General features: G+C 58.5%; 17 protein-coding genes. 8 read left to right on the forward strand and 9 right to left on the reverse strand.

What is annotated here, in order from left to right; all coding sequences use genetic code 11:
* Positions 1-232: hypothetical protein (locus CVS30_RS18070; RefSeq protein WP_220033840.1), on the forward strand; the 232-nt coding region annotated here is incomplete at its 5' end.
* Between the two features lie 583 nt (positions 233-815).
* Here the strand turns inward: CVS30_RS18070 and CVS30_RS00010 are convergent.
* The 6 genes from CVS30_RS00010 to CVS30_RS00035 all read right to left on the reverse strand — a co-directional run bounded on the left by CVS30_RS00010 (position 816) and on the right by CVS30_RS00035 (position 8745).
* Complete coding sequence (locus CVS30_RS00010; protein WP_110483292.1) at positions 816-2939, reverse strand: HNH endonuclease signature motif containing protein; 2124 nt, start codon at positions 2937-2939, stop codon at positions 816-818.
* 331 nt (positions 2940-3270) lie between these two features.
* Positions 3271-3597, reverse strand: a complete 327-nt coding sequence (gene trxA / locus CVS30_RS00015) for a thioredoxin (protein ID WP_110483293.1) — start codon at positions 3595-3597, stop codon at positions 3271-3273.
* Between the two features lie 16 nt (positions 3598-3613).
* A complete protein-coding gene (gene trxB, locus CVS30_RS00020; RefSeq protein ID WP_110483294.1) occupies positions 3614-4570 on the reverse strand; it encodes a thioredoxin-disulfide reductase in 957 nt (318 codons plus the stop codon).
* Positions 4571-4693: 123 nt separating this feature from the next.
* On the reverse strand, positions 4694-6097 hold the full coding sequence (locus tag CVS30_RS00025) for an ABC transporter substrate-binding protein (RefSeq protein WP_110483295.1): 1404 nt from the start codon (positions 6095-6097) through the stop codon (positions 4694-4696).
* 134 nt (positions 6098-6231) lie between these two features.
* Positions 6232-8028, reverse strand: coding sequence for a murein biosynthesis integral membrane protein MurJ (gene murJ / locus CVS30_RS00030; RefSeq protein ID WP_181419635.1), 1797 nt, complete (start codon positions 8026-8028; stop codon positions 6232-6234).
* Between the two features lie 177 nt (positions 8029-8205).
* Positions 8206-8745: an NUDIX hydrolase gene (locus tag CVS30_RS00035; protein ID WP_181419636.1), complete on the reverse strand. Its 540-nt coding sequence runs from the start codon at positions 8743-8745 to the stop codon at positions 8206-8208.
* A 127-nt stretch (positions 8746-8872) separates the two neighbouring features.
* On the opposite strand from CVS30_RS00035, the gene CVS30_RS00040 reads away from it, so the two are divergent.
* From CVS30_RS00040 to CVS30_RS00055, 4 genes are all read left to right on the forward strand, one after another.
* A complete protein-coding gene (locus CVS30_RS00040) occupies positions 8873-10315 on the forward strand; it encodes a CCA tRNA nucleotidyltransferase (RefSeq protein ID WP_110483297.1) in 1443 nt (480 codons plus the stop codon).
* Positions 10316-10352: 37 nt separating this feature from the next.
* Positions 10353-10982, forward strand: a complete 630-nt coding sequence (locus CVS30_RS00045; protein ID WP_110483298.1) for a histidine phosphatase family protein — start codon at positions 10353-10355, stop codon at positions 10980-10982.
* Positions 10983-11056: 74 nt separating this feature from the next.
* Positions 11057-12505 carry a glycosyltransferase family 87 protein gene (locus CVS30_RS00050; protein ID WP_146233274.1) on the forward strand — a complete coding sequence of 483 codons (1449 nt, stop codon included), beginning with the start codon at positions 11057-11059 and terminating at the stop codon, positions 12503-12505.
* 2 nt (positions 12506-12507) lie between these two features.
* Positions 12508-13965, forward strand: coding sequence for a phytoene desaturase family protein (locus CVS30_RS00055; RefSeq protein ID WP_110483300.1), 1458 nt, complete (start codon positions 12508-12510; stop codon positions 13963-13965).
* Positions 13966-14025: 60 nt separating this feature from the next.
* On the opposite strand, the gene CVS30_RS00060 is transcribed toward CVS30_RS00055, so the two are convergent.
* The 3 genes from CVS30_RS00060 to CVS30_RS00070 form a co-directional block, all read right to left on the reverse strand.
* On the reverse strand, positions 14026-14415 hold the full coding sequence (locus CVS30_RS00060) for an META domain-containing protein (RefSeq protein ID WP_110483301.1): 390 nt from the start codon (positions 14413-14415) through the stop codon (positions 14026-14028).
* 91 nt (positions 14416-14506) lie between these two features.
* A complete protein-coding gene (locus tag CVS30_RS00065) occupies positions 14507-15211 on the reverse strand; it encodes an ABC transporter ATP-binding protein (RefSeq protein WP_110483302.1) in 705 nt (234 codons plus the stop codon).
* A 33-nt stretch (positions 15212-15244) separates the two neighbouring features.
* Positions 15245-16354, reverse strand: a complete 1110-nt coding sequence (locus CVS30_RS00070) for an ABC transporter permease (RefSeq protein ID WP_110483303.1) — start codon at positions 16352-16354, stop codon at positions 15245-15247.
* Between the two features lie 196 nt (positions 16355-16550).
* Here CVS30_RS00070 and CVS30_RS00075 point away from each other — a divergent pair, with 196 nt between their 5' ends.
* The 3 genes from CVS30_RS00075 (at position 16551) to CVS30_RS00085 (ending at position 19902) form a co-directional block, all read left to right on the forward strand.
* Positions 16551-17843 carry a sensor histidine kinase gene (locus tag CVS30_RS00075; RefSeq protein ID WP_110483304.1) on the forward strand — a complete coding sequence of 431 codons (1293 nt, stop codon included), beginning with the start codon at positions 16551-16553 and terminating at the stop codon, positions 17841-17843.
* Positions 17836-18486 carry a response regulator transcription factor gene (locus CVS30_RS00080; RefSeq protein WP_110483305.1) on the forward strand — a complete coding sequence of 217 codons (651 nt, stop codon included), beginning with the start codon at positions 17836-17838 and terminating at the stop codon, positions 18484-18486. The genes CVS30_RS00075 and CVS30_RS00080 overlap by 8 nt, the downstream gene beginning before the upstream one ends.
* Positions 18487-18714: 228 nt before the next feature.
* Complete coding sequence (locus tag CVS30_RS00085) at positions 18715-19902, forward strand: C40 family peptidase (protein WP_110483306.1); 1188 nt, start codon at positions 18715-18717, stop codon at positions 19900-19902.
* Positions 19903-20028: the final 126 nt, after the last annotated feature.

The following is a 20028-nucleotide window of genomic DNA, read 5'->3' on the forward strand; positions in this document are numbered from 1 at the left end:
AGCCACTGGTCAAAACCACTGCCGCGAACGGTCAATCCAAATTGCCGTCTCTGGTCAGTTTAAAGTTGCAGCTAACAGGATTCCAAAGAAATCTGATTTACTGACGCCGCGGTTCTTCTTGGCGTCCATGCGCGAGGCCTTGATGACCACGAATCCGTGCGTGGCATTGCTGCGGTGTGTGACCCATATGAAGGTGCTGTTGATTGAGCATTCGACGTTAGTCGTTGGATGACGAGCGCTCTTTCATCTCAAGCTCGTGCCGCCATCAGCAATGACGATCCGCCATGCAAGATCCGTAAGTAGTTCAAAGCCGCTGGTTGGACTGCAGCTCACGACGTTCTATCTACTTTGAAGAGAGCCAGTAGGAGCGGTCCCCGGCGGGTAGGTGTGGCGCAGAGTCACCGATAGCCACGAACCTCGAAAATTGGGGCACGGAACCAGCTTCCTGTTTCGCCTCCAAGAGGACATCCATGAAGGCATCTCGGTTGAACGGAAAGAACGCTACCAACAGCTATACCTTGCAGAATTACTTAGGGCTGCGTGCTCAGTTCCAGCCCGGGAACAGCAGCGCATACGCTTCCTTCTAGGACTTCTCCTGCACCTCTCATCCAGATGATGCTCGAAAGCGTCGAGACGTTTCGTCCCAGTGCTTTACTCTATAGATGCTGTTCCTTCTCCATGGCGGCTAAACAAGATATTGCTGGAGCCTAAGAAAGAAAACATTCAGTAGAAGCTAGCCCTTCATCGCCGGAAGTGCCTGAGCTTGAAGAAAATCTCGTGTTTCACGTGAAACGCAGATCGGATGAAAGGTAGCTTCAATCATCATTGCTGTCGTCAGGAGAAGAACTACCTTGGCCTTCATCCGCTATCTCTGGATAGTCCAAGAGGTATTGGCCACTCGCAAAATATTGTGTGCGGAATTTGCGCCTAACAATCTTCATGAGCCACTTTGGGAGACGGGGTCCTTGAATATCTGGCGACTCAGGAGGGATGTATCTACCAGACGGGGATGTCCAAGCAACTCCTGATTCGGTCTTGCTAGGAGTCCAGCCACGAAGACGAATGGCTGCCCGTTCCGGAGTTTGATCGCTGCGATGGTGACCCGATCGAGTGCGGTCGTCCTTGAAGTGCTTGAGCTGGTGATGGTGTTTACACAGACATTCAAGGTTATCGAAGATGGTCAGTCCACCGCTTCCAAATCTTCTGATGTGGTCAACTTCGGTGTACGCCGCCTTAGCCGTGCAGCCTGGGAACTGACAGTATTCGTCCCTGATACGCAGCATGGTGCGCATTGCTTTGGTGATGCGATACTGCTGCGGAGCGCAATCAAGTGGCTTGTTGCTTATCGGATCGGTGATAACGCGGTACAAGCTGGGCGCCTGATCCATGAGGCGTTTGGCAACATCCATGCTGATCGGGCCGGCACCTTCCATCCATGCTGGTTCATTTGTAGAACCCAAAAGTGATAACAGCGGAACCACGACGATTGGCATCGCTTGGGGGAGCGGCGGCCATCGTTCCGCAGAGGGTGCAAAAAATGCGGATGATGACGCAGTTTTCCCCTCAGTCGATGAGCCCATTTGAGCGGAGGGGTACCCCGGGCCTTGAGCAGGGGAATTACTTTGCAGCTGCGGCATGGGAAGCAGTTGTGGCGGGTTGGCAGTGTCAATCCAATCCGGGCCATTCCTAATATCTGGTTCCCGAAAAGCAGGCTCGCTGTAGTCGGGATCTTCGAAGCTTGGAAGTTGATTAGCTGCAAATATCATCTCACCACGGCCTGGGTCGGGGAACGCCCCCTCGGAACAAAGTTCAGCTTCGGACGGCAGAAGTCTGGAGAGCTCTTCCTCGACGTCGTCATATGAATCTGACACGTAGCTGAGCTGTGCCGGGATCTCAGAACCACAATCAGTCGAGCCGGAAGTCACTGCCTTGGAAGATCCCTCATTTGAGGCAGGAGCAGGAACAATCGCTTCAGCAAGGGCAGGCGTGGGTGGTGCGTAGATGTTGTTCTGTGCCATGGACTGATTCAGCAAGAGCGTCGCCGCAACATCCGCACGAAGCTGTTTAAGAGTCCGTTCTTCATGAACGCCTTGCGCCGCTTGAGCGGTGAGGGTGCACTGATCCCAGATACCTTCCACGGTTGGCGACGGTGCGTAGAGGCTAAGCCACGACATGCCATCCCGGGCTCGACTCACCTGCAGGGATCTATTCGAATAAGCCTGCAGGGTCCGTGGAGTGATGGTTTCGGGATAAGACCGCTCCCTTAGCCGACGAGCCTTCTCCCGAAAACTTGGCAAAGTAGCATTCTGCGCCTTCGTTAAAAGTATGGATTCAAAGGAATCAATAGTCTCGGCAGCTATACCGGCGGTGCGTAGAAGCTCGCATTCTTCGACAATAATGAACGCGTAATCCCAAGCGACTTCACCGTCGTTCATCCCGCGCAACGTTGCAGGGCACTGCCGGACAAGGGCGGTGGCGGCCTGAATCAATCGATTAGCGACGCCTTCAGGTATCTGAAGAACGGCCGCGATTTCCGCTCGAATGCCGGTGAGGGCCGTCTGCCGTTGCCACCCATCAAGGGCGAGTATGCCAGCCTCTAGAAGAGCACTGGACTCCAAGCGTTCAATGAGCACAGCGACAAGTGCCGCACATTGATTTTGATGGCGCTTCATGGCGGCAATGCCATTTGTGCATTCGTCAGAAAGAACTCGGGCTGCATCCATTCGTGACCAGGTGGACTCCGGAAGTTGCATGGGAGGCTCGCCGTCGGGCGAGGGGCTGAAACGTGGAACCGGTAAATCCGGAAGGTCCTCAATGGTGGCCAGGATATCGCTGAATGCTTCGACCTGGGGAAGGGCCAGCTCAGCGATAGCGTCCGCCACACTCCCTGCGGCGGATGAAGCATCCCGAGCAAACGGGAAATTCATTGAACTGCCCATATTCCAATTTTAGTACTGGCATTCTAGAGAGTCAATAGAAAGTTCAAAACATTGAACATTAGTACAGTCACCCCAAGGGCAAGAGGATGCCTGCCAGTGACGGCGCATAAACACATGAAGCTCGCGAAGTTTCACGTGAAACTGAGTCGGGATCTTGAAATTAGCTAATAAGGAAGGAAAAGTACCCTTCCAGCAAGGAATCGACAAGAAATTTTTGACGCTTAGGATCAATCTGGGGGAAGTTGAAATACGCTCAAAAAGTTGTGGGCCAGACAATGTCTGGCCCACAACGTCAATAATGCAAGATGCCACTAAGTGGCATCCGCAGCTCCTACTTCAGAACGTCTGCAAATTCCTTTTCAAAGTACTGCTTGGGGCGTGCGCCGATGACGGTGCTGGTAACCTCGCCACCCTGGAACAGGTAAACGGCGGGGATTGAGGTGATTCCGTACTTCGCAGCAATTGCGGGGTTGGCGTCGACATCAACCTTAACAACCTCGACCTTGTCCGAGTAGTCCACTGAGATCTCATCAAGGATGGGACCAAGCTTGCGGCACGGACCGCACCATTCTGCCCAGAAGTCCACGATGACGGGCTTCTCAGACTTAAGGACTGCTTCGTCAAACGTTGCGTCAGTTGCGCTCTTTGCGTTGCTCATGGCGAACTACTTTCTCTTAGGAATTCTGTTGGGCTAGGAAGTGCTCCACGTCAAGCGCAGCGGCACAACCGGAACCGGCAGCCGTGATGGCCTGACGGTAGGTGGAGTCAATAACATCGCCGGCGGCAAAAACGCCGGGCAGGCTGGTCTTGGAAGTGCGTCCCTCTACGGCAATAGTTCCGGCCTCGGTAAGTTCAAGTACTCCCTTGACCAGATCCACACGAGGGTCGTTTCCAATGGCAACGAACACGCCTGTTACTGCAAGTTCGCTCTTCTCACCAGTGACCAGGTTGTTCAGCTGAAGGCCGGTGACCTTAGCATCGCCTTCAACAGCAACAACTTCAGAGTTCCAAACGAACTTGATCTTCGGATGGTTCAAGGCGCGATCGGCCATGATCTTGGACGCGCGCAGTGTGTCGCGGCGGTGGACCACGGTTACAAAGTCGGCAAATTTCGTCAGGAAGATTGCTTCTTCCATTGCGGAGTCGCCACCGCCGATCACGGCAATGTTGTGACCCTTGAAGAAGAATCCGTCGCAGGTGGCACAAGAGCTGACGCCGTGGCCAACTAGACGCTTTTCACCCTCTACGCCGAGCTCACGGTAAGCGGAGCCGGTGGAAAGGATAACGGTGCGGGCCTTGAATTCCTGGCCGTCAGCCAAAGTGACCGTCTTGATTTCGCCCTCAAGTTCGACCGACGTGACGTCGTCGTACATGATCTCGGTGCCAAACTTCTCAGCCTGAGTACCCAGGTTTTCCATGAGGTCGGGGCCCATGATGCCTTCGGGGAATCCGGGGAAGTTCTCGACTTCGGTGGTGTTCATGAGTTCACCACCGGCGGTAACGGAACCGGCGATCATGAGCGGCTTGAGGTCCGCGCGCGCGGTGTAGATCGCAGCGGTGTAACCTGCGGGACCAGATCCTACGATGATGACGTCACGGACATCGCTTACGGGGGTGGCTTGCGTGCTCACGGGTGGGTGTTCCTCTTCCTTCTTGATGGAACCGCACCAGGCGGCCCATTGGGACCTTCGATATCCACAACCGGCCCGAGGGCGTGGTTATTCCACCACGGCAATGCGCGGTGCGATTGTGAGCTACTTAACGCTGATTTCGGTGATCTTCAAACCGTACGGGTAAGTGTTGAACGGCTGAAGTTTAGGTAGCTCTGTGAAGTTGACGATGATGTATTTTGCCTTGACACCAGAAGCTGCGGTCAACGTGAAATCAGGGGCGCTGAAGGAGCCGCTGCCAATCTTTGTCGCTCCGGCAAGTTCCGGTTGGCTGTTAGTCAAAATGTTGAATTGTCCACCGGTGCCAGCGAGCTGATTGATCGTCACGGAGCTGATGGTTGATTCTTCGGCCAGCTCCACGACCAAATTGACTCCGTCGGTGAGGCTACCAAAGTTCGCGTCAGAGAATTCCACAGTGGGCCAGTACGTGGCCTTGTTGCCGTCGAAGGCATCCTTGAGGCGCGGGTAATAAGTCTCGCTGTAGTTCTGAACGCCAGGGGCGTAGGCAGTGATGTCGGTGAGGTTCTTGACGACAGGTGTCACCGGAGCAGGTTCGGCGGGTGCTTCAGAAGTCTGCTCCTGAGTGGCGTCCGCAGTGCTTGCCGCGGAGGTGCTGCTCCCCGCCTGGTTACTTGAGCCACCAAATAGTCCGCCAATGTGCTGGACGGCAAAAATCAGGGCGACAATCAGCAGGACAGCAACGATTCCGCCAGTGAGTAGTCGCCCACTCGTGCGCGGGGCATTCTCGTCGTCGTCCTCGTCGTCGAGCAGTTCCGCTGCCGCATACTCCTCTGATGAGCCACGCAATTCCGCCGGGAAGGTACCCGGGCGGCGTGCCTCGACAGGGGCCTCCGCGGGAACTTCGTCGACAGCGTCATAGTCCTGCTCGTCCCAGAGCGTGACTTTCTCTTCCACTGGTGCCTCCGGAGCCACAGGGGCTGCCGGAGCGGCAACAGCGGGAGGTACGACGGCGGGTGTCGGGATTGGCGTCGAGGTCACCGCCGCAGTGCGAGGGGCCGGCTGCTTGGTTACCTTGGGCAGTGCTGCCGATGGTGGCAGGGGTGAATTGTCGTCGTAGACATAAGCGCCTCCGGAGGGAGCCTCATCACGGGCTCGGCCGAAAATTTCGGTGCTCAGCGTGTCTGTAAAGAAGGGTTCTTGGTAGACATCCTCGGCCGGTTCGGTGGGAACAACGAGGTCCAATAGATCCGCAGGCGTGGTCCGGGACGCGATGAGGTAGGTGCTGTTGTCCTGAACTCCTAAGTCCAGAATCGAGACGTTGGAGACGCGGGTGCCGATGGCTACCTCACGCGAACTTTGCGTCAGATGCGCAGAGTTCTCAACGGCAGCAACCAATATACTGACTGGTCGGTTAAGGACTTGGTCCAGACCGTCAAGGATGACATCGTTCTCGGCGGAGGCCAAGATACGTCCGGTCACCTTGTAGCGGCCGCCTAGGATGGAGCCCACATCAATAGGTTGTGGCACCAAATCCTCCTCTTAAAGCACGGGGCTGGTGCGAGTTATGCACACGAAGCCATATTTTGACTGATTCTATAGGAAAACACGGTAAATTCCATGGTTGCGGTCTTGACAGGCCGCTAGCAATTAGTGAAATTTACTCATCTTGCGGGAAGCCGGTTACGTACCTTGGCCATGACAGGATTCAGCAGGGCATCTACCTCGGCTACGCGCAGCTGTTTCAGGATGACGATGTAGACCACTGCCATGACAGTTCCCACTACGGCCAGAGTTACCAGTGCAGCCGGAATTGAAGACCACATGAAGCCACCCGTCGTGGAACTGCCGAAGAGGTGCAATATGAGTTCACCGATGATTCCGGCCACCAATGCCGCGACGAGGAAGCGCATGTGCGCGCGCATGATGAGTCCGCCACCGTAATCTCCGAGTTTGGCGCGGAGGAAGAAGTGACTCACGACCGGTCCCAGGACATTCGTCAGTGTGTAGCTCGCGGCGAGCCCATAGATGATGAACTCCTTAGGCAGGAGAGCTGCTGACAACGCAGCGACCAGACCGATGCACACCATAATGCACTGAATAACAAAGGGTGCGCGGGCATTTTCTTGAGCGTAGAAGGCCCTATTGAGAATGAAATTAACGCTGTAGAAAGGTGCGCCAATAGCCAAGATAGACAAGGTGATGGCTATCTGGCGAGCCACGACCTCTTGGCTACCACTGAAGAGCATGCCGAAGGGGCCCGAGAGAATGAGAAGGGCTACGGCGGCAAATACTGTCGCGATGCCCGTGCTCCGCAGAGCCCTCGCTATGGAGTTTCGAAGCTCAGACTGGTCGTTGTTGGCAGCCGCATGTGCCATGGCCGTAAACATCACCGTAGCGATCGACAAGGCAATGATCGAGTGCGGCATGATGTAAAGCTCGGTCGCTCGATTCAAGACAAGGTTTCCAGGAATACTGAACCCGGAGGTGCTGTCGTCAGCGTGAGGAAGGGTCGCAACGCGGGTAATGACAATGAAGCTGAGATTGCCAATGACCATGGTGCCCATGGCCCACGCAGCAATTTTGGCCGTCCCTCCGAGCCCGGAGTTGCGCCAATCAAACTTTGGACGCAAATTCAGACCCAGACGATGCACGGGGATCAAGAGCACAGCCGACTGAACAATGATGCCCAGAGTTGCCGTGCCCGCCAAGATCCACGTTTGGACAGGGGTCCAGTTATCTACTGTGGGCGGGTTCGCGGTGGCGGTTCCGGACACTGCAAGAAAGACCAGTAGACCGGCAATCGCCACCACGTTGTTGATAACAGGCGCCCAGGCATAGGCCTTGAAGGAATTGTGGGCGTTGAGTACCTGCCCCAACAGCGAGAACAGGCCGTAGAAAAAGATCTGCGGCAAGAGGAATAAGCCAAAGGTGATAGCTAGATTCAGGTTGTTCCCAGAATATGAGGTGAAAACACTCATGATGGGCGACACCAACACCAAAACAATCACCGTGATCGCCAACAGGCCGACAACGCCCAACGTCAGCAGCCGTGAGATGAAGTCGGATCCTCTATCTGGATTTTTGCTGGCCTTGGCGATTTGCGGGATAAGCACCGCATTGAATACGCCGCCGGCCAGCATCAAAAAGATCAGATTGGGAAGCATGTTGGATGCCTCGAAAATGTCACCCACGACAGTTCCGGCCACCGCAAAACCAAGCACAATTCCCTTGATGAATCCAAGGATGCGCGATGCCAAGGTGCCGATGGCCATTGAGGCACCCGAGCGGGCTGCGCTGGGTGTGGCATTCGGAGAACCGTTTGCGGAGTCCTCCGCTACCGCCTCACTCAAGGGCGACGGTGCTCGACCGGCATTGATGTGGGTTGCGGCGGGCTGCAATTGGGTATGCGGCACCGCCTGCATGGCCGACTGCGGAGAAGCCTGGACAGCTGTCAACATGGAGGTATCCAAGCTGACTGGAGCTGAAACAGACCGTGGCGCTGCGCTGGGTTTCGGCGGGACAGAGCCCCGTTCATGGTTAGACATTGTTTCCATCATCTCACTGCAGGCTCAAAGAGTCTTGATAGCGACTATTTTCCGAGTGTGGGAACGGACACGGCCAAAGCTGACGAAGCTCTAAAAGTATTCGGGCAACAATTCTCGAGCCAGATCGGTGATCCGACGCTCATTGGGGAAGGAGAGCTTCTTCGCCAGTTCGCCCAAGGGGATCCAGGCAACGTCAACAGCCTCGTGATCGGGATCGTTCTCAATGGTCAGGTGTCCACCCGTGGCACGCAGGAGGAAATGATGAACGGTCTTGTGAACCCGATGGCCACTGACCGTGAACCAATAGTCAATGCTGCCAAGTGTGGCCAAGACAACTCCGGCAATGCCGGTCTCTTCTTCAATCTCACGCACAGCGGCTTCGGCATGATTTTCCACACCTTCGGGGTGCCCCTTCGGCAGACACCACTCCAGGCGACCACCGCGATTGATGCGGGCGATGATGGCAACTTGAGGGACGCCGTCGCGCATGTCAATGACGACGCCGCCGGCAGAAACCTCTTCAACTGTGGGTAACTGGCTCGGGGTACTCGTTGTGGCGGGCACAACCTGAGAACCCATTGCCACAGGCAATGGATTCTTCTTGGGCGCGCGCGGCACAGGGTGAACCATGAAGTCCACTCTAGCTATCTTTGACCATGGATGATGACAGGGCCGGGGAGTGGTTTCCCGGTGTCTTGCAATAACGCCGGAGGAGGGCAATCGCGCGGGGGCAAAAGTCTGGCATCCTTAAGGAACCATGGATTTAGTGCTTGATACCTCAAAATTTGACCCGGTGGTTCTTGAGCTAGGCCGGCTTTTCGCCGACGCCGGCTTTGAACTCTCCCTCGTGGGTGGACCCGTCCGCGACCTCTTCCTCGGACGCACGTCCCCGGATTTGGATTTCACGACGAATGCCACGCCCGATGAGATTCTCGCCGTGGCCAAGAAATGGGCGGACTCGCATTGGGAAATGGGCCGAGAATTCGGCACGATTGGTTTCCGCAAGCGCAACGCGGCAAAAGAAGTGTTGCTCATCGAGGTCACCACATACCGGGCCGAGGCCTACGATCCGGAGTCGCGTAAGCCCGTCGTAGCGTTCGGACGGTCCCTGATTGACGACCTGCAGCGTCGTGACTTCAGCGTCAACTCCATGGCTCTGCGTCTGCCGGAGATGGAACTCATCGACCCGTTTGGTGGTGCGAAAGACCTGGCCGCCGGGCTTCTGCGTACCCCGGGTGCGGCGGAAGATTCCTTCTCTGATGACCCCCTGCGCATGATGCGCGGCGCTCGCTTCGCCTCTCAGCTGGGCTTTTCACTGCACCCGGACGTCTTGACGGCCATGAAGGGTATGGCCGAGCGCATCAGCATCATCTCGGCCGAGCGTGTGCGCGATGAACTCGTCAAGCTCATCTGTGGTGCCCACCCGCGCGCCGGCATCGACATCCTGGTCGAGACCGGTCTGGCCGATCTGGTCCTGCCGGAAATTCCCGCGCTTAAGCTCGAAAGCGATGAGCATCACCGACATAAGGACGTCTACCAGCACTCCTTGCAGGTTTTGGAGCAGGCCGCTTCCTTAGAAACGGGTCCTGATGGTCCCGTTCCCGGCCCCGACTTCGTCCTGCGTTTTGCCGCTCTCATGCACGACGTCGGCAAGCCCAAGACCCGCCGTTTTGAAACCGGCGGTGGCGTGAGCTTCCGGCACCATGACCTGGCAGGGGCGAAGCTTACGGCCAAGCGCATGCGTGCACTGCGCTTCGACAATGACTCCATCAAGGCGGTCTCGCGCCTCGTGGAGCTGCACATGCGCTTCTATGGCTATGGCGAAGCCGGCTGGACCGACTCGGCCGTGCGCCGTTACGTCACCGATGCAGGTCCCGTGCTGGAGCGCCTGCACCGTTTGACCCGATCGGACGTCACTACCCGTAATCAGAAAAAGGCCGACAGGCTTTCTTTTGCCTACGATGATCTTGAACAGCGCATCGCTGTTTTGGCAGAGCAGGAAGAGCTTGACTCGATTCGACCCGATCTTGATGGCGGAGCCATCATGGCCCTGTTGGATATCAAGCCGGGACGGGTTGTGGGCCGGGCCTATAACTTCTTGCTTGAACTTCGCATGGAACGCGGACCCTTGGGCCCCGAAGCAGCAGAAGCTGAACTTCGCGCGTGGTGGGCAGAACAGCCCGAGTCACAGCCTGAATAGCAAGCATCACTAAGTGCATTGATTGGAATATACGACCATGAGCCTGACTGAAAGTACCTCCGCACCCGCTGTATCTCCGGCCATCCCGGGCGGCCCGAAGCTTTGGCTGCTGCGTCATGGCGAAACCGAATGGTCGCGAAGCGGACAGTACACAGGTTTAACGGATCTGCCGTTGACCGAGCTGGGGGAAACTCAGGCTCGCTCCGCACAGGCCACACTGTCCGGCGTCGACTTTGATCTGGTTCTCACCTCACCACTGCAGCGGGCCCGGCGCACAGCCACCCTAGCGGGGTTCCCAGAGGCTCAGGTAGAGCCCAACGCCGTGGAGTGGGACTACGGAGATTACGAAGGCATTGACAGCGCCGTGGTCCGGGCCCAGAACCCGGGCTACTTGATCTGGGACAGCGGTGTGCCGAACGGTGAGGCGCTTGAGCACGTTGGCGCCCGCGCCGATGAGATCGTCAAGCGTGTCCAGGCTGTCACGCGCGAAGACGGCGCACCGGCCAATGTTCTGGTCGTGGCGCATGGACACTTCCTGCGTATCCTCACGGCTCGCTGGCTAGGTCTCGCGGCCGGGGAAGGACGCCACTTCATTCTGGGCACGGCCAAGGTCTGCACCCTTGGCTGGGATAAGAAGACTCCCGCCGTCGAGCAGTGGGGCCTCTAAATAGTTCGTTGAGCTGGCCGCAACTGCGCGGTTTGGCAGCAGGGTAGCTCCCCGGAACCGGTAGGCTCGTGGGCATGCAGGATTCACAGGCTTCGGGGAGTTCCACCCGGCATCCGATTGTTGTGCCCTCACGTAGCGATTCTCTGCTGCGCGCCATGACTGAGCCGGTGGGCGGCCCACTAGGTAAACACACCGCACCGGGCGTCGTTAATCCTGGGTTCTTCACGGTCGAACGGGTCTTGATCCTCATGGCTGCTGTGTCGGCCTTCATCGCCGTCATGGGGAAGGCGCATTGCCGCACGGTGGGATGGACGACGCCGGACCAAGAATCGACCGTTTGCTGGTCCCTCATCCCAAACTCCTTCCTTGACGACAAGATCGGGACACTTTTTCCGTTCTTCAGTCAAGGTTCGCCCTTTGACCAACCTGTCCTTGCTGGCTGGATTGCCGGTATTACGGCGTGGCTAACGGCGTCCTCCGGTGACGGGGCCCTGCGGCAGCTCGCCTTCTTTGACGTCAATGCGGCGCTCATCGCCGTGCTGTGGATTATCACCGTTATCATTGCGGCTCGCACAGCCGGGCGCCGCCCATGGGACGCCGCCATCGTCGCGGCGAGCCCCCTCTTGATTTTGACCGCATACGTCAGCTGGGATTTCTGGGCCGTGGCCCTCGTGAGCTTGGCGCTGTATCTTTTTGCGCGCCGCCACGTTTTGTGGGCTGGCGGCGTACTCGGCGTCGCCGCATCGGCCGCACCCTATCCCGTAGTCATTCTGCTTGTTCTATTGCTCTTGGGCATTCGCGCCGGCATGGCCACTCAGATGTTGGAGATGATCGCCGCGGCAGCCATCTCCTGCCTGCTGCTCCTAGCGCCGGTCATGGTGCAAAACCCGCCGGCTTTCCCAGACTATTTGAAGGGTCTCTTGGCGGCCGAGCCGTCAGAGTCCTCGATCTATGGCGGCTGGAACATTATTGCCGCGCAATTGGGATTTCCTTCGTTGAGTCTTGGCATGACTAATGCCCTATCGGCCATATTTGTGGCAGCATTAATTCTCGGTGTGGCATATGTAGCGCTCTCGTCGCTAACCCCGCCCCGAGTTGGGCAGCTCACTTTCGTAGCTGTGGCAGGCTTTGTGGTGTTCAATAAGACGACTCAGCCGTGGGATGCGATGTGGCTGCTGCCGCTCGTGGCATTGGCAATGCCGCGCTGGAGGCCGGTGCTGCTCTGGCAGGCCGCCATTGTCACGCACTTCATTGCACTCATGCTCTATCGCAGCAAGACCCTAGGAGACATTGGCAATCAACATGCCATTGATTCACCGTACTTTGTCATGGCGGCGTTCCTGGCCGGGGCGGCGAGCTGCGCGATGATCGCCCTAGTGATCAGGGATATATACTCGCCGAGGCATGATGTGGTGACGCATGGAATCGCGGCCGATCCTCAGGGTGGCGTTTTCTTGGAGGGGCCACGAGATCCGGCTGGGGCGTTGCGGGATCATGAAATATCCACCCGAGGTAGTGTCTAGGCATGGTGGACGTTGCTATCGTGGGCTCGGGGCCAAACGGCCTAGCCGCGGCGGTCACGATGGCTCGTGCGGGACTATCCGTAAAGGTCTTTGAAGCCGCAGATTCCTTAGGTGGCGGGACCCGCACCCAAGAGGTGACGTTGCCTGGCTTTCGCCACGACATATGCGCCGCGGTACATCCAATGGCCCTGGCGTCACCATTCTTTCGGGCTTTTGAGCTGAACCGCAGGATTGAGTTGATTGTCCCCGAGATTTCCTACGGGCACCCCCTCGATGGTGGTCGGGCAGGAATTGCTTACCGAGACATGGATCGCATGGTTGCGGCTCTGGGGGTCGATGGGCGCGCCTGGCGAGCCATGTTTGCACCGCTCCTGCAACGGCTCGACGGCGTTATTGATTTCACGCAAGCGAGCCTGTTGCGCATACCTCAGGACCCGCTGGCGGTGATTCGCTACGGGATGCGGACCCTACTGCAGGGCACCCCGGCTTGGAATCTCGGCTTCACAGAAGATGTTGCACCTGCCATGCTGACGGGAGTCAGTGCCCACGCCATGGGGCGCCTGCCGACACCTGCGACGGCTGGTGCCGGGCTGCTGCTGGGCACGCTTGCCCATGCGGGCGGCTGGGCGGTTCCCCGTGGTGGGTCGCAGGCCATTGCCCAGGCTATGGCCGAGGATTTCGCGGCTCACGGCGGCCAGGTAGAGCTGTCGCACAAGGTTGAGAGTCTCGCCGAGGTCAAGGAGGCGACCGGCGCGAAGGCTGTCATCTTCAACACCACACCGAGGGCCCTAGTTGAGATGGCTGGTGACGAACTTCCGGAGCGATATAGACGGAAATTGGCATCTTTCAAATACGGGGCCGGCGTGTGCAAGGTTGATTTTGCGTTATCGGGGCCCGTTCCGTGGTTGGCCGAGGAGCTACGCAAGGCGCCCACACTGCATTTGGGTGGGAGTCGAGAATCCATTGCCTTTGCGGAGAATGAGGTTTTGGCGGGACGGCATCCGGAAAACCCTTATGTTCTCGCCGTTCAGGCTAGCGTTGTGGATGACAGTCGTGCGCCTCAGGGGCAGCACACCTTCTGGGCCTATACACATGTTCCTGCCGGTTCCGCCCGTGATTGCACGGAGGACATCATTCGTGCCGTGGAAAAGTATGCGCCCGGGTTCCGAGACTTAATTCTGGCTAGCCGGACGGAAACCGCTCAGGATGTGGGCCGCTACAACCCGAATTACATCGATGGGGACATTAGCTCGGGTGCGGTGACCTTGCGGCAATTGCTGCAGCGCCCGGTCATGGCTCCAGATCCGTGGCGGACGCCCGTCGCGGGAATTTATCTGGGTTCGGCCTCGACCTCGCCGGGACCTGCCGTGCACGGAATGGGAGGCTGGTTCGCGGCTAGGTCAGCACTTAAAAACACCTTCCACTTGCCAGTCCCGGAGTTGGGGATTTCAACTCCTTAAACCACGACTGACCGGCACAAACGTGCCGGTCAGTCGTGAATCCTGTGAGGAGAGATGCCGTTAGTTGCGGCGATCCAGCGTGCCGAGAACGGCACCCTTGGCATCGGTCACGGTCATGACGTCGCCCTTGATGCTGGCGCCTGCGGCTTTGGAGAGCCAGGTGTCAATGTTGTCGCAGGCCATCATGGTGCCGCTGAGCTGCTGGAAGGTCAATTCATCCTCAACCAGGTACCACTGGCCGGTGATGCGGTTGCAACCATCGCTACCGGTTACGAATCCGGCCTGGTCAAAGCTGGCGTCATTCTCAGCTGCCAACGACATCTCGAAATAAGGCTTCTTATCAGTATCGTAGCCTTCACCCCAGGTGCCAACAGGGCCGGTTGCGGCACCGCAGGAAGAGATGGTCAAGGCAAGAAGCAAGCTGCCGGCAAGGGCTGCAAGGCGTTTCATAATGAGGGTGGCTCCGATCGCACTGGTCTAAACGTCCGTTTCCCTTATGCTATTGCATCCCCGGAGATTCATCCCCTTCCGGTGGAGGCGCTTAGCCCAGCAAAACGGGCTGATTGGCAGGCGCCGGATCGGTCAGCTCGCCGTCGAGCATGCTGGCCACAGCATCGCTTAACGGTACGAACTCGGTGTCGTGCGTGACCATGAGGGTAGCCACGTTGAACTCCTTGCAGACAGTGACCAGCAGCCGAACAATGGATTCGCTGCGCTCACGGTCGAGGGCAGCGGTGGGTTCATCGACAAGCAGGACCTTGGGTTGTGCCATGAGTGCCCGAGCAATATTGACCCGCTGACGTTGCCCTCCCGAGAGCTGGTGGGGGCGCTTCTTGGCTGCTGCGCCCAGACCCACAAGTTCGAGAAGCTCCCCAGCCCGCGACTTGGCGGCCCGCAATGAGGCGCCGCGCAGATGGTCCGTGATGATGAGTTGTTCGATGGCGGTCAGGGAGGGCAAGAGATTTGGCTGCTGGAAAATAATGCCAATCTTGTCGCGCCGCAGCACTGCCAATTCCTTCTCGTTCAGGGCGGTGGTGTCGACGCCGTCGACCATCACGAGCCCCGAGGTGGGTTTGATGAGGGTCGCAGCCACGGCCAAGAGGCTGGACTTTCCCGATCCGGAGGGGCCAATGAGGGAGATGAATTCACCCGGGTGGGCCGTGAGATTGACGGAGTTTAGCGCCGTCGTGGTTCCCTCGCCGTCGGGGTAATCGAGGGTGACATTGATGAGGTTCAGGGCAGTCATGATGTTTCCTTAGCTAAAAGTTGTAGGGGATTTCTAATTGCCGCCGAGGGCGATCATGGCGTCGACCCGGGTCACCTTGCGGACCGCTAGAGCGGCGCCAGCTAAGCCAAGGAGCACGATGCCGACGACGGGCAGCACAGTCGTTGCGGGAGTCAAGAGGAGAGGCGCGAATTGCCCCGCGAGGAGTCCACCGGCAACACCCACGAGTCCGCCGAGCCCGGCGCCGGCCACGAGCACCAGGGTTGCCTGGGTTAGCGCGTCGCGCAGCAGATAACTGCCGGAGGCGCCCATGGCCTTGAGAACAGCGATATCGCGGGTGCGCTGCACGGTCCAGACGGTCAGGAAAGCAATGATCACGAGCGCCGAAATCCCATAGAGGAACGCCTGCATCATGAGGAGCGAGCCGTTCTCACTCTTATAGCCGCCCAGCCCTTGGAAGGATTCGCTGCGCGTCGCGCTGACCGTTCCCGCGGCGGCATTGGCGGCGGCGCTGTCAACGCTGGCGCCCGGCTCGTACGTCACGGCCAACACCGTGGCCAGCTGCGAAGGGTCGCTCAGGTGCGCGATGTTCCTCCACGAGGCAAGCGTGGTCCACACAACCGAACTATGCGAGTACCACTGCTCCGGGACGATCGCGGAGACTGTCAGTTCGGTGCCTGCAATAGTGACGGCGTCGCCCACGGCCAGGGACAGTTCCGTGGCAGTGTTTTCGCCAATCACCACGGTCGAATCGCTAATGTCCGACGGCGCGATCCCGGCCGCCGCTTCCCCCTCACCAACTCCGAACACGGCAACGGAAGAAATTCCCTTATTGTCTCCCGCTGCCTGCAAACGGTTTTGGCTGATGCCGAGCGGGACCGCCGATTTCACGCCTGCGCTGCCGGCCCAAGAGGAAAGTTGTTGCTGCGTCACCTGACTTTCCGTGAAGGACACTTTGGCGTCATTGGCGCCGGGGGCCCCAAACACCAGCTGGTTAACCTTGTTACCAGAACCCAGCTGTTCGATAGCGGAGGTGGACTGATAGCCCAACCCCGTGGTGAGCCCGGACAGCAGCACCAGCAACAGGGAAATCAACGCCACAACGGCGGCCATGAGGGCAAACCGTCCTTTGGCAAAGCGGATGTCTCGGATCGCGAGGAACATGGTGGCGCTTCTTTCGTAGTCCGGAGGATTTCCGGGAAATTTTCTTGATACTTCTACTGTCCCTTTGACGGACGTCTGGCGAATCGTGGGGACGGTTGATCGTGAGGCAGCAACTGGTTGATGCCCAGATCAACCATTTGGTTGATTCGCTGCCGATGGCTCGGTGCGCGTCGACGACGGGGCCTAAGCTGGTGGCATGTCTGCTGTGGAAGCCTCACCCGTCACAAGTGGCACGATCCTGCGCTTTCTGCGCGTCACCCTGCATGTGGGCTTTGCCGTGTTGCTTGGCGTGGGCACAGTGCGGCTTCTCATCGCCCCGGCAGCCCAGCCAGCTCGGGGATGGTTTTTGCTCTTGGCCATCATCCTGGCCGTGACGTATTTGCTGGGCACGGTGGCCGAGAAACGTTTTTCTGCTGGCGCCCTACAGCGCAATCCACGACGCTATGCCGTGCTGTGGTTGGCTCTAGTCACCGTCATGTGGGCCGCACTGATGATTGGCTCGGTGGAGTTTTCTTGGCTGGTCTTCCCCCTATTTTTCCTGCACCTGCATCTTCTGCCGCGCTGGATTGGGCTCGGCACAACGATCCTCATGACCATCTGTGTCATTGCGGCTCAATGGGTGTCCTCGGGCGCAGCTTTTCCGCCGTTGCCCGTGATTGTCGGGCCTCTTTTTGGGGCGGCTTTCGCCGTCGCGACCTCAAAGGCGTACCGCTTGCTCTTTGACGAGGGTGAATATCAGCGCCTCGCGGCCGAGGAACTTCGGCGCACACGTGCAGAGCTGGCCGCCACGCAGCATGAGGCCGGGGTCTTGGCTGAACGGGCGCGCCTGGCGCGAGAAATCCACGACACCCTCGCCCAGGGTTTTTCCTCCATCATCCTGGTGTCCCGGGCAGCCCAGCGCAGCCTGGAATCAGGAGATCTGGAGTCCACGCAGGAGAGCCTGAGCATGGTGGAAGCCACGGCGTCGGAGAACCTTGCCGAGGCCCGGAGTTTTGTGCGCGGGCTATCGTCCCCCGCACTGTCCGAAGTCTCGCTCGTGGAGAGCCTGTCCCGATTGTGCAGCAAGACCCAGCGCGAAGCGGCCGCCCGGGGCGGAACCTTGCAGTGCAGTTTTCGTCTCGATGGTGAACCGCTGGAGCTGCCCCAGCCCTATCAGGTGACCCTGTTGCGCGCCGCCCAGGCGAGTCTGGCAAATGTCTGGCTACATGCGCAGGCGGGGTCCGCCGTCGTAAGTTTGGCGTTTCAAGGCAGTGAGGTGACCCTTGATGTGTACGACGACGGACGCGGATTTTCCCCGGAAAGCCTCACCGACACGGTACTTCCGCGGGCGGACGGCAGCGGTTTCGGGCTGATGTCGTTGCGGGAACGAGTAGTTGCTCAAGGCGGAACCCTGGCTGTTGAATCGGCGCCGGGGGAGGGAACGGTGGTGGCTGTCCGGCTGCCGCTGGAAGGAACCATGAGCCACAAGCTAGGTGCTGAGCATGACTGAGATTCGAATCCTCCTCGTCGACGACCACCCCGTGGTGCGCGCCGGATTGCGAGCCATGCTCTCAGGGTTCGAGGGGTTTAGCGTGGTGGCCGAGGCAGCCGAGGGCGCGGCCGCCATCAAAGAGGTGCAGCGCCAGCACGCACTGGGCGAATCGATCGACATGGTGTTGATGGATCTGCAGATGGGCGACGGGATGGACGGGGTCAGCGCGACCAAGGCGATCCGAGCGCTGGAGGATGCGCCGCCCGTGCTGATTCTGACGACCTATGACACGGACGCCGACATTCTGGCCGCCGTGGAGGCCGGGGCGAGCGGGTACATGCTCAAGGACGCGCCGCCCGAGCAGATTCGTGCGGCGGTGCAACAAGCTGCCGCGGGACAAACGGCGTTGGCGCCTGAGGTGGCGGCGCGACTCATGGGGCGAATTCGCAATCCCGTGCCGGTTCTGTCAGCGCGCGAGGTAGAGCTGCTGGAGTTGCTGGCGACCGGAATGAGCAATAAATCTATCGCGAAGGCACTGTTTATCTCCGAGGCGACCGTGAAGACTCATCTGGTGCATATTTACGACAAATTGGGTGTGGATAACCGCACCGCTGCTATCTCCGTGGCCGTTTCCCGTCGAATAATTCGTAACGCCGGGTGAATTTCTAGCGATAGTCCTAGCGCCCGAGGAGATCATGGTTCATGCTAAAGGGGTGAGTGCTTTTCCAAATTACTCCAACGAATGGATTCACGAAATATTTGGACTTTTTGGGATGAAATCGGTTGCGTCACTTGATGCGGCGTAGGCTCACGTGAACCGTATGCAATGAAGCAGGGGGACTAGTTAGTGTCGTATTCGGGAAGTAAGTCACGGCCGTATCAACTCAGCATGGCGGTGGTCTGCGCGTTGCTGGCCTCCGGTGGTTTCGTGGCAGCAGGATACGTTGGGACCTCCTCAGCCGATGCCGCAGCAGCTCTCAGCGCTCAGGCGGCGAGTCAAACGCCCACTAACTCTGTTGAGATTGAGCCGGCAGCTTTTGAGGTCTTCGCCGCCCCAGGGCTAGGGGCGAATATCGCGTTCGGCAACACGCTGATTTTGGCACAAAAGCCGGCGGCCGAAACCATCCTTGACCTAACCGATCCCACTAACCTCACCGATCCCAACGGCAACACCCCTCACCTGGCCCGTTCGGTGACCGCCATGCGTGGGGACATTCCCGAGATCTCCGCCGAGCTCATTTCACAAGTACGCAAGAATATTTTGGCCGCCGCTTATCAAGGGCTGGGCCATCGCTACGTCTGGGGTGGCACCAGTTTTGAAAACGGCTGGGATTGCTCCGGATTCGTCCAATGGGCCTATGGTCAGGCAGGAGTGGCTCTGCCGCGCACCGAACAATGGCTGCCCATGGTGGAGACCGCTAATCCCCAGCCGGGAGACATTGTGGTGCAGAACCCGGATGGGCCCTATCACTGGTCTCACATTGGTATTTACATTGGCAATGGAAAGATGATCAGCGCACTGAATCCTTCTGTTGGCACCATCCTCCACACGCCTGGGGCCGTGAGCAGCTCCTCCACGTACTTCACCATGGCGGCTTTTGCTACCGCCGATGAACGGGCCAAGGCAGATGCGGAAAAGGCTGCGGGCGACAAGTCCACCACAAAGCCCAGCACTGGCGCGGCAAGTAAGAGCCCCACGGCCAAGCCAACCACGCCAACACCCACCAAGACACCGAGCCCGACGGTTCCAGCCACAACAACGCCAGTCAACACACCTAGCCCCACAGTTCCGGCAACGACCGCTCCTGTCACCACGGCGCCGATAACAACACCTCCGGCAACCAAGCCGCCAGCGACTAGCGAACCGGCCACTACCGCCCCCGCGACAACGGAGCCGGAGCCAGCGCCAACTAACCTCGTCAAACCCAGTTCAGCGGAGCCAAGTTCGGAGGCAGTTGCCGTAACCGAGGTTCCGCCACCATCGAAGAGTGCTACCTCAGAGGCCAGCAAGGGCGTCTCGTCTACGTCAGCAACGCCCAGCATGAGTCGCAGTGCCACATCAGGGCCAACGCCTTAGCCAGCTAAATTCACAGCACGTCAATTTCTCTCGTTTCACCCTTAATCGTCATTCCAGAAGCCCTGTTCATCGGTATTGCAACGGTGAACAGGGCTTCTTGCTGTTTCGCCGCAGGAGTCAAGGGAG

Source organism: Arthrobacter psychrolactophilus, from assembly GCF_003219795.1.
Classification (GTDB): domain Bacteria; phylum Actinomycetota; class Actinomycetes; order Actinomycetales; family Micrococcaceae; genus Specibacter; species Specibacter psychrolactophilus.

Coding starts and splice junctions, on each gene's coding strand:
- CVS30_RS00035 (WP_181419636.1), bottom strand. CDS start 8,745: ATGGTTCACCCTGTGCCGCGCGCGCCCAAGAAGAATCCATTGCCTGTG.
- CVS30_RS00040 (WP_110483297.1), top strand. CDS start 8,873: ATGGATTTAGTGCTTGATACCTCAAAATTTGACCCGGTGGTTCTTGAG.
- CVS30_RS00065 (WP_110483302.1), bottom strand. CDS start 15,211: ATGACTGCCCTGAACCTCATCAATGTCACCCTCGATTACCCCGACGGC.
- CVS30_RS00045 (WP_110483298.1), top strand. CDS start 10,353: ATGAGCCTGACTGAAAGTACCTCCGCACCCGCTGTATCTCCGGCCATC.
- CVS30_RS00070 (WP_110483303.1), bottom strand. CDS start 16,354: ATGTTCCTCGCGATCCGAGACATCCGCTTTGCCAAAGGACGGTTTGCC.
- CVS30_RS00075 (WP_110483304.1), top strand. CDS start 16,551: ATGTCTGCTGTGGAAGCCTCACCCGTCACAAGTGGCACGATCCTGCGC.
- trxA (WP_110483293.1), bottom strand. CDS start 3,597: ATGAGCAACGCAAAGAGCGCAACTGACGCAACGTTTGACGAAGCAGTC.
- CVS30_RS00010 (WP_110483292.1), bottom strand. CDS start 2,939: ATGGGCAGTTCAATGAATTTCCCGTTTGCTCGGGATGCTTCATCCGCC.
- CVS30_RS00050 (WP_146233274.1), top strand. CDS start 11,057: ATGCAGGATTCACAGGCTTCGGGGAGTTCCACCCGGCATCCGATTGTT.
- murJ (WP_181419635.1), bottom strand. CDS start 8,028: ATGTTGACAGCTGTCCAGGCTTCTCCGCAGTCGGCCATGCAGGCGGTG.
- CVS30_RS00085 (WP_110483306.1), top strand. CDS start 18,715: ATGGCGGTGGTCTGCGCGTTGCTGGCCTCCGGTGGTTTCGTGGCAGCA.
- CVS30_RS00060 (WP_110483301.1), bottom strand. CDS start 14,415: ATGAAACGCCTTGCAGCCCTTGCCGGCAGCTTGCTTCTTGCCTTGACC.
- CVS30_RS00055 (WP_110483300.1), top strand. CDS start 12,508: ATGGTGGACGTTGCTATCGTGGGCTCGGGGCCAAACGGCCTAGCCGCG.
- CVS30_RS00080 (WP_110483305.1), top strand. CDS start 17,836: ATGACTGAGATTCGAATCCTCCTCGTCGACGACCACCCCGTGGTGCGC.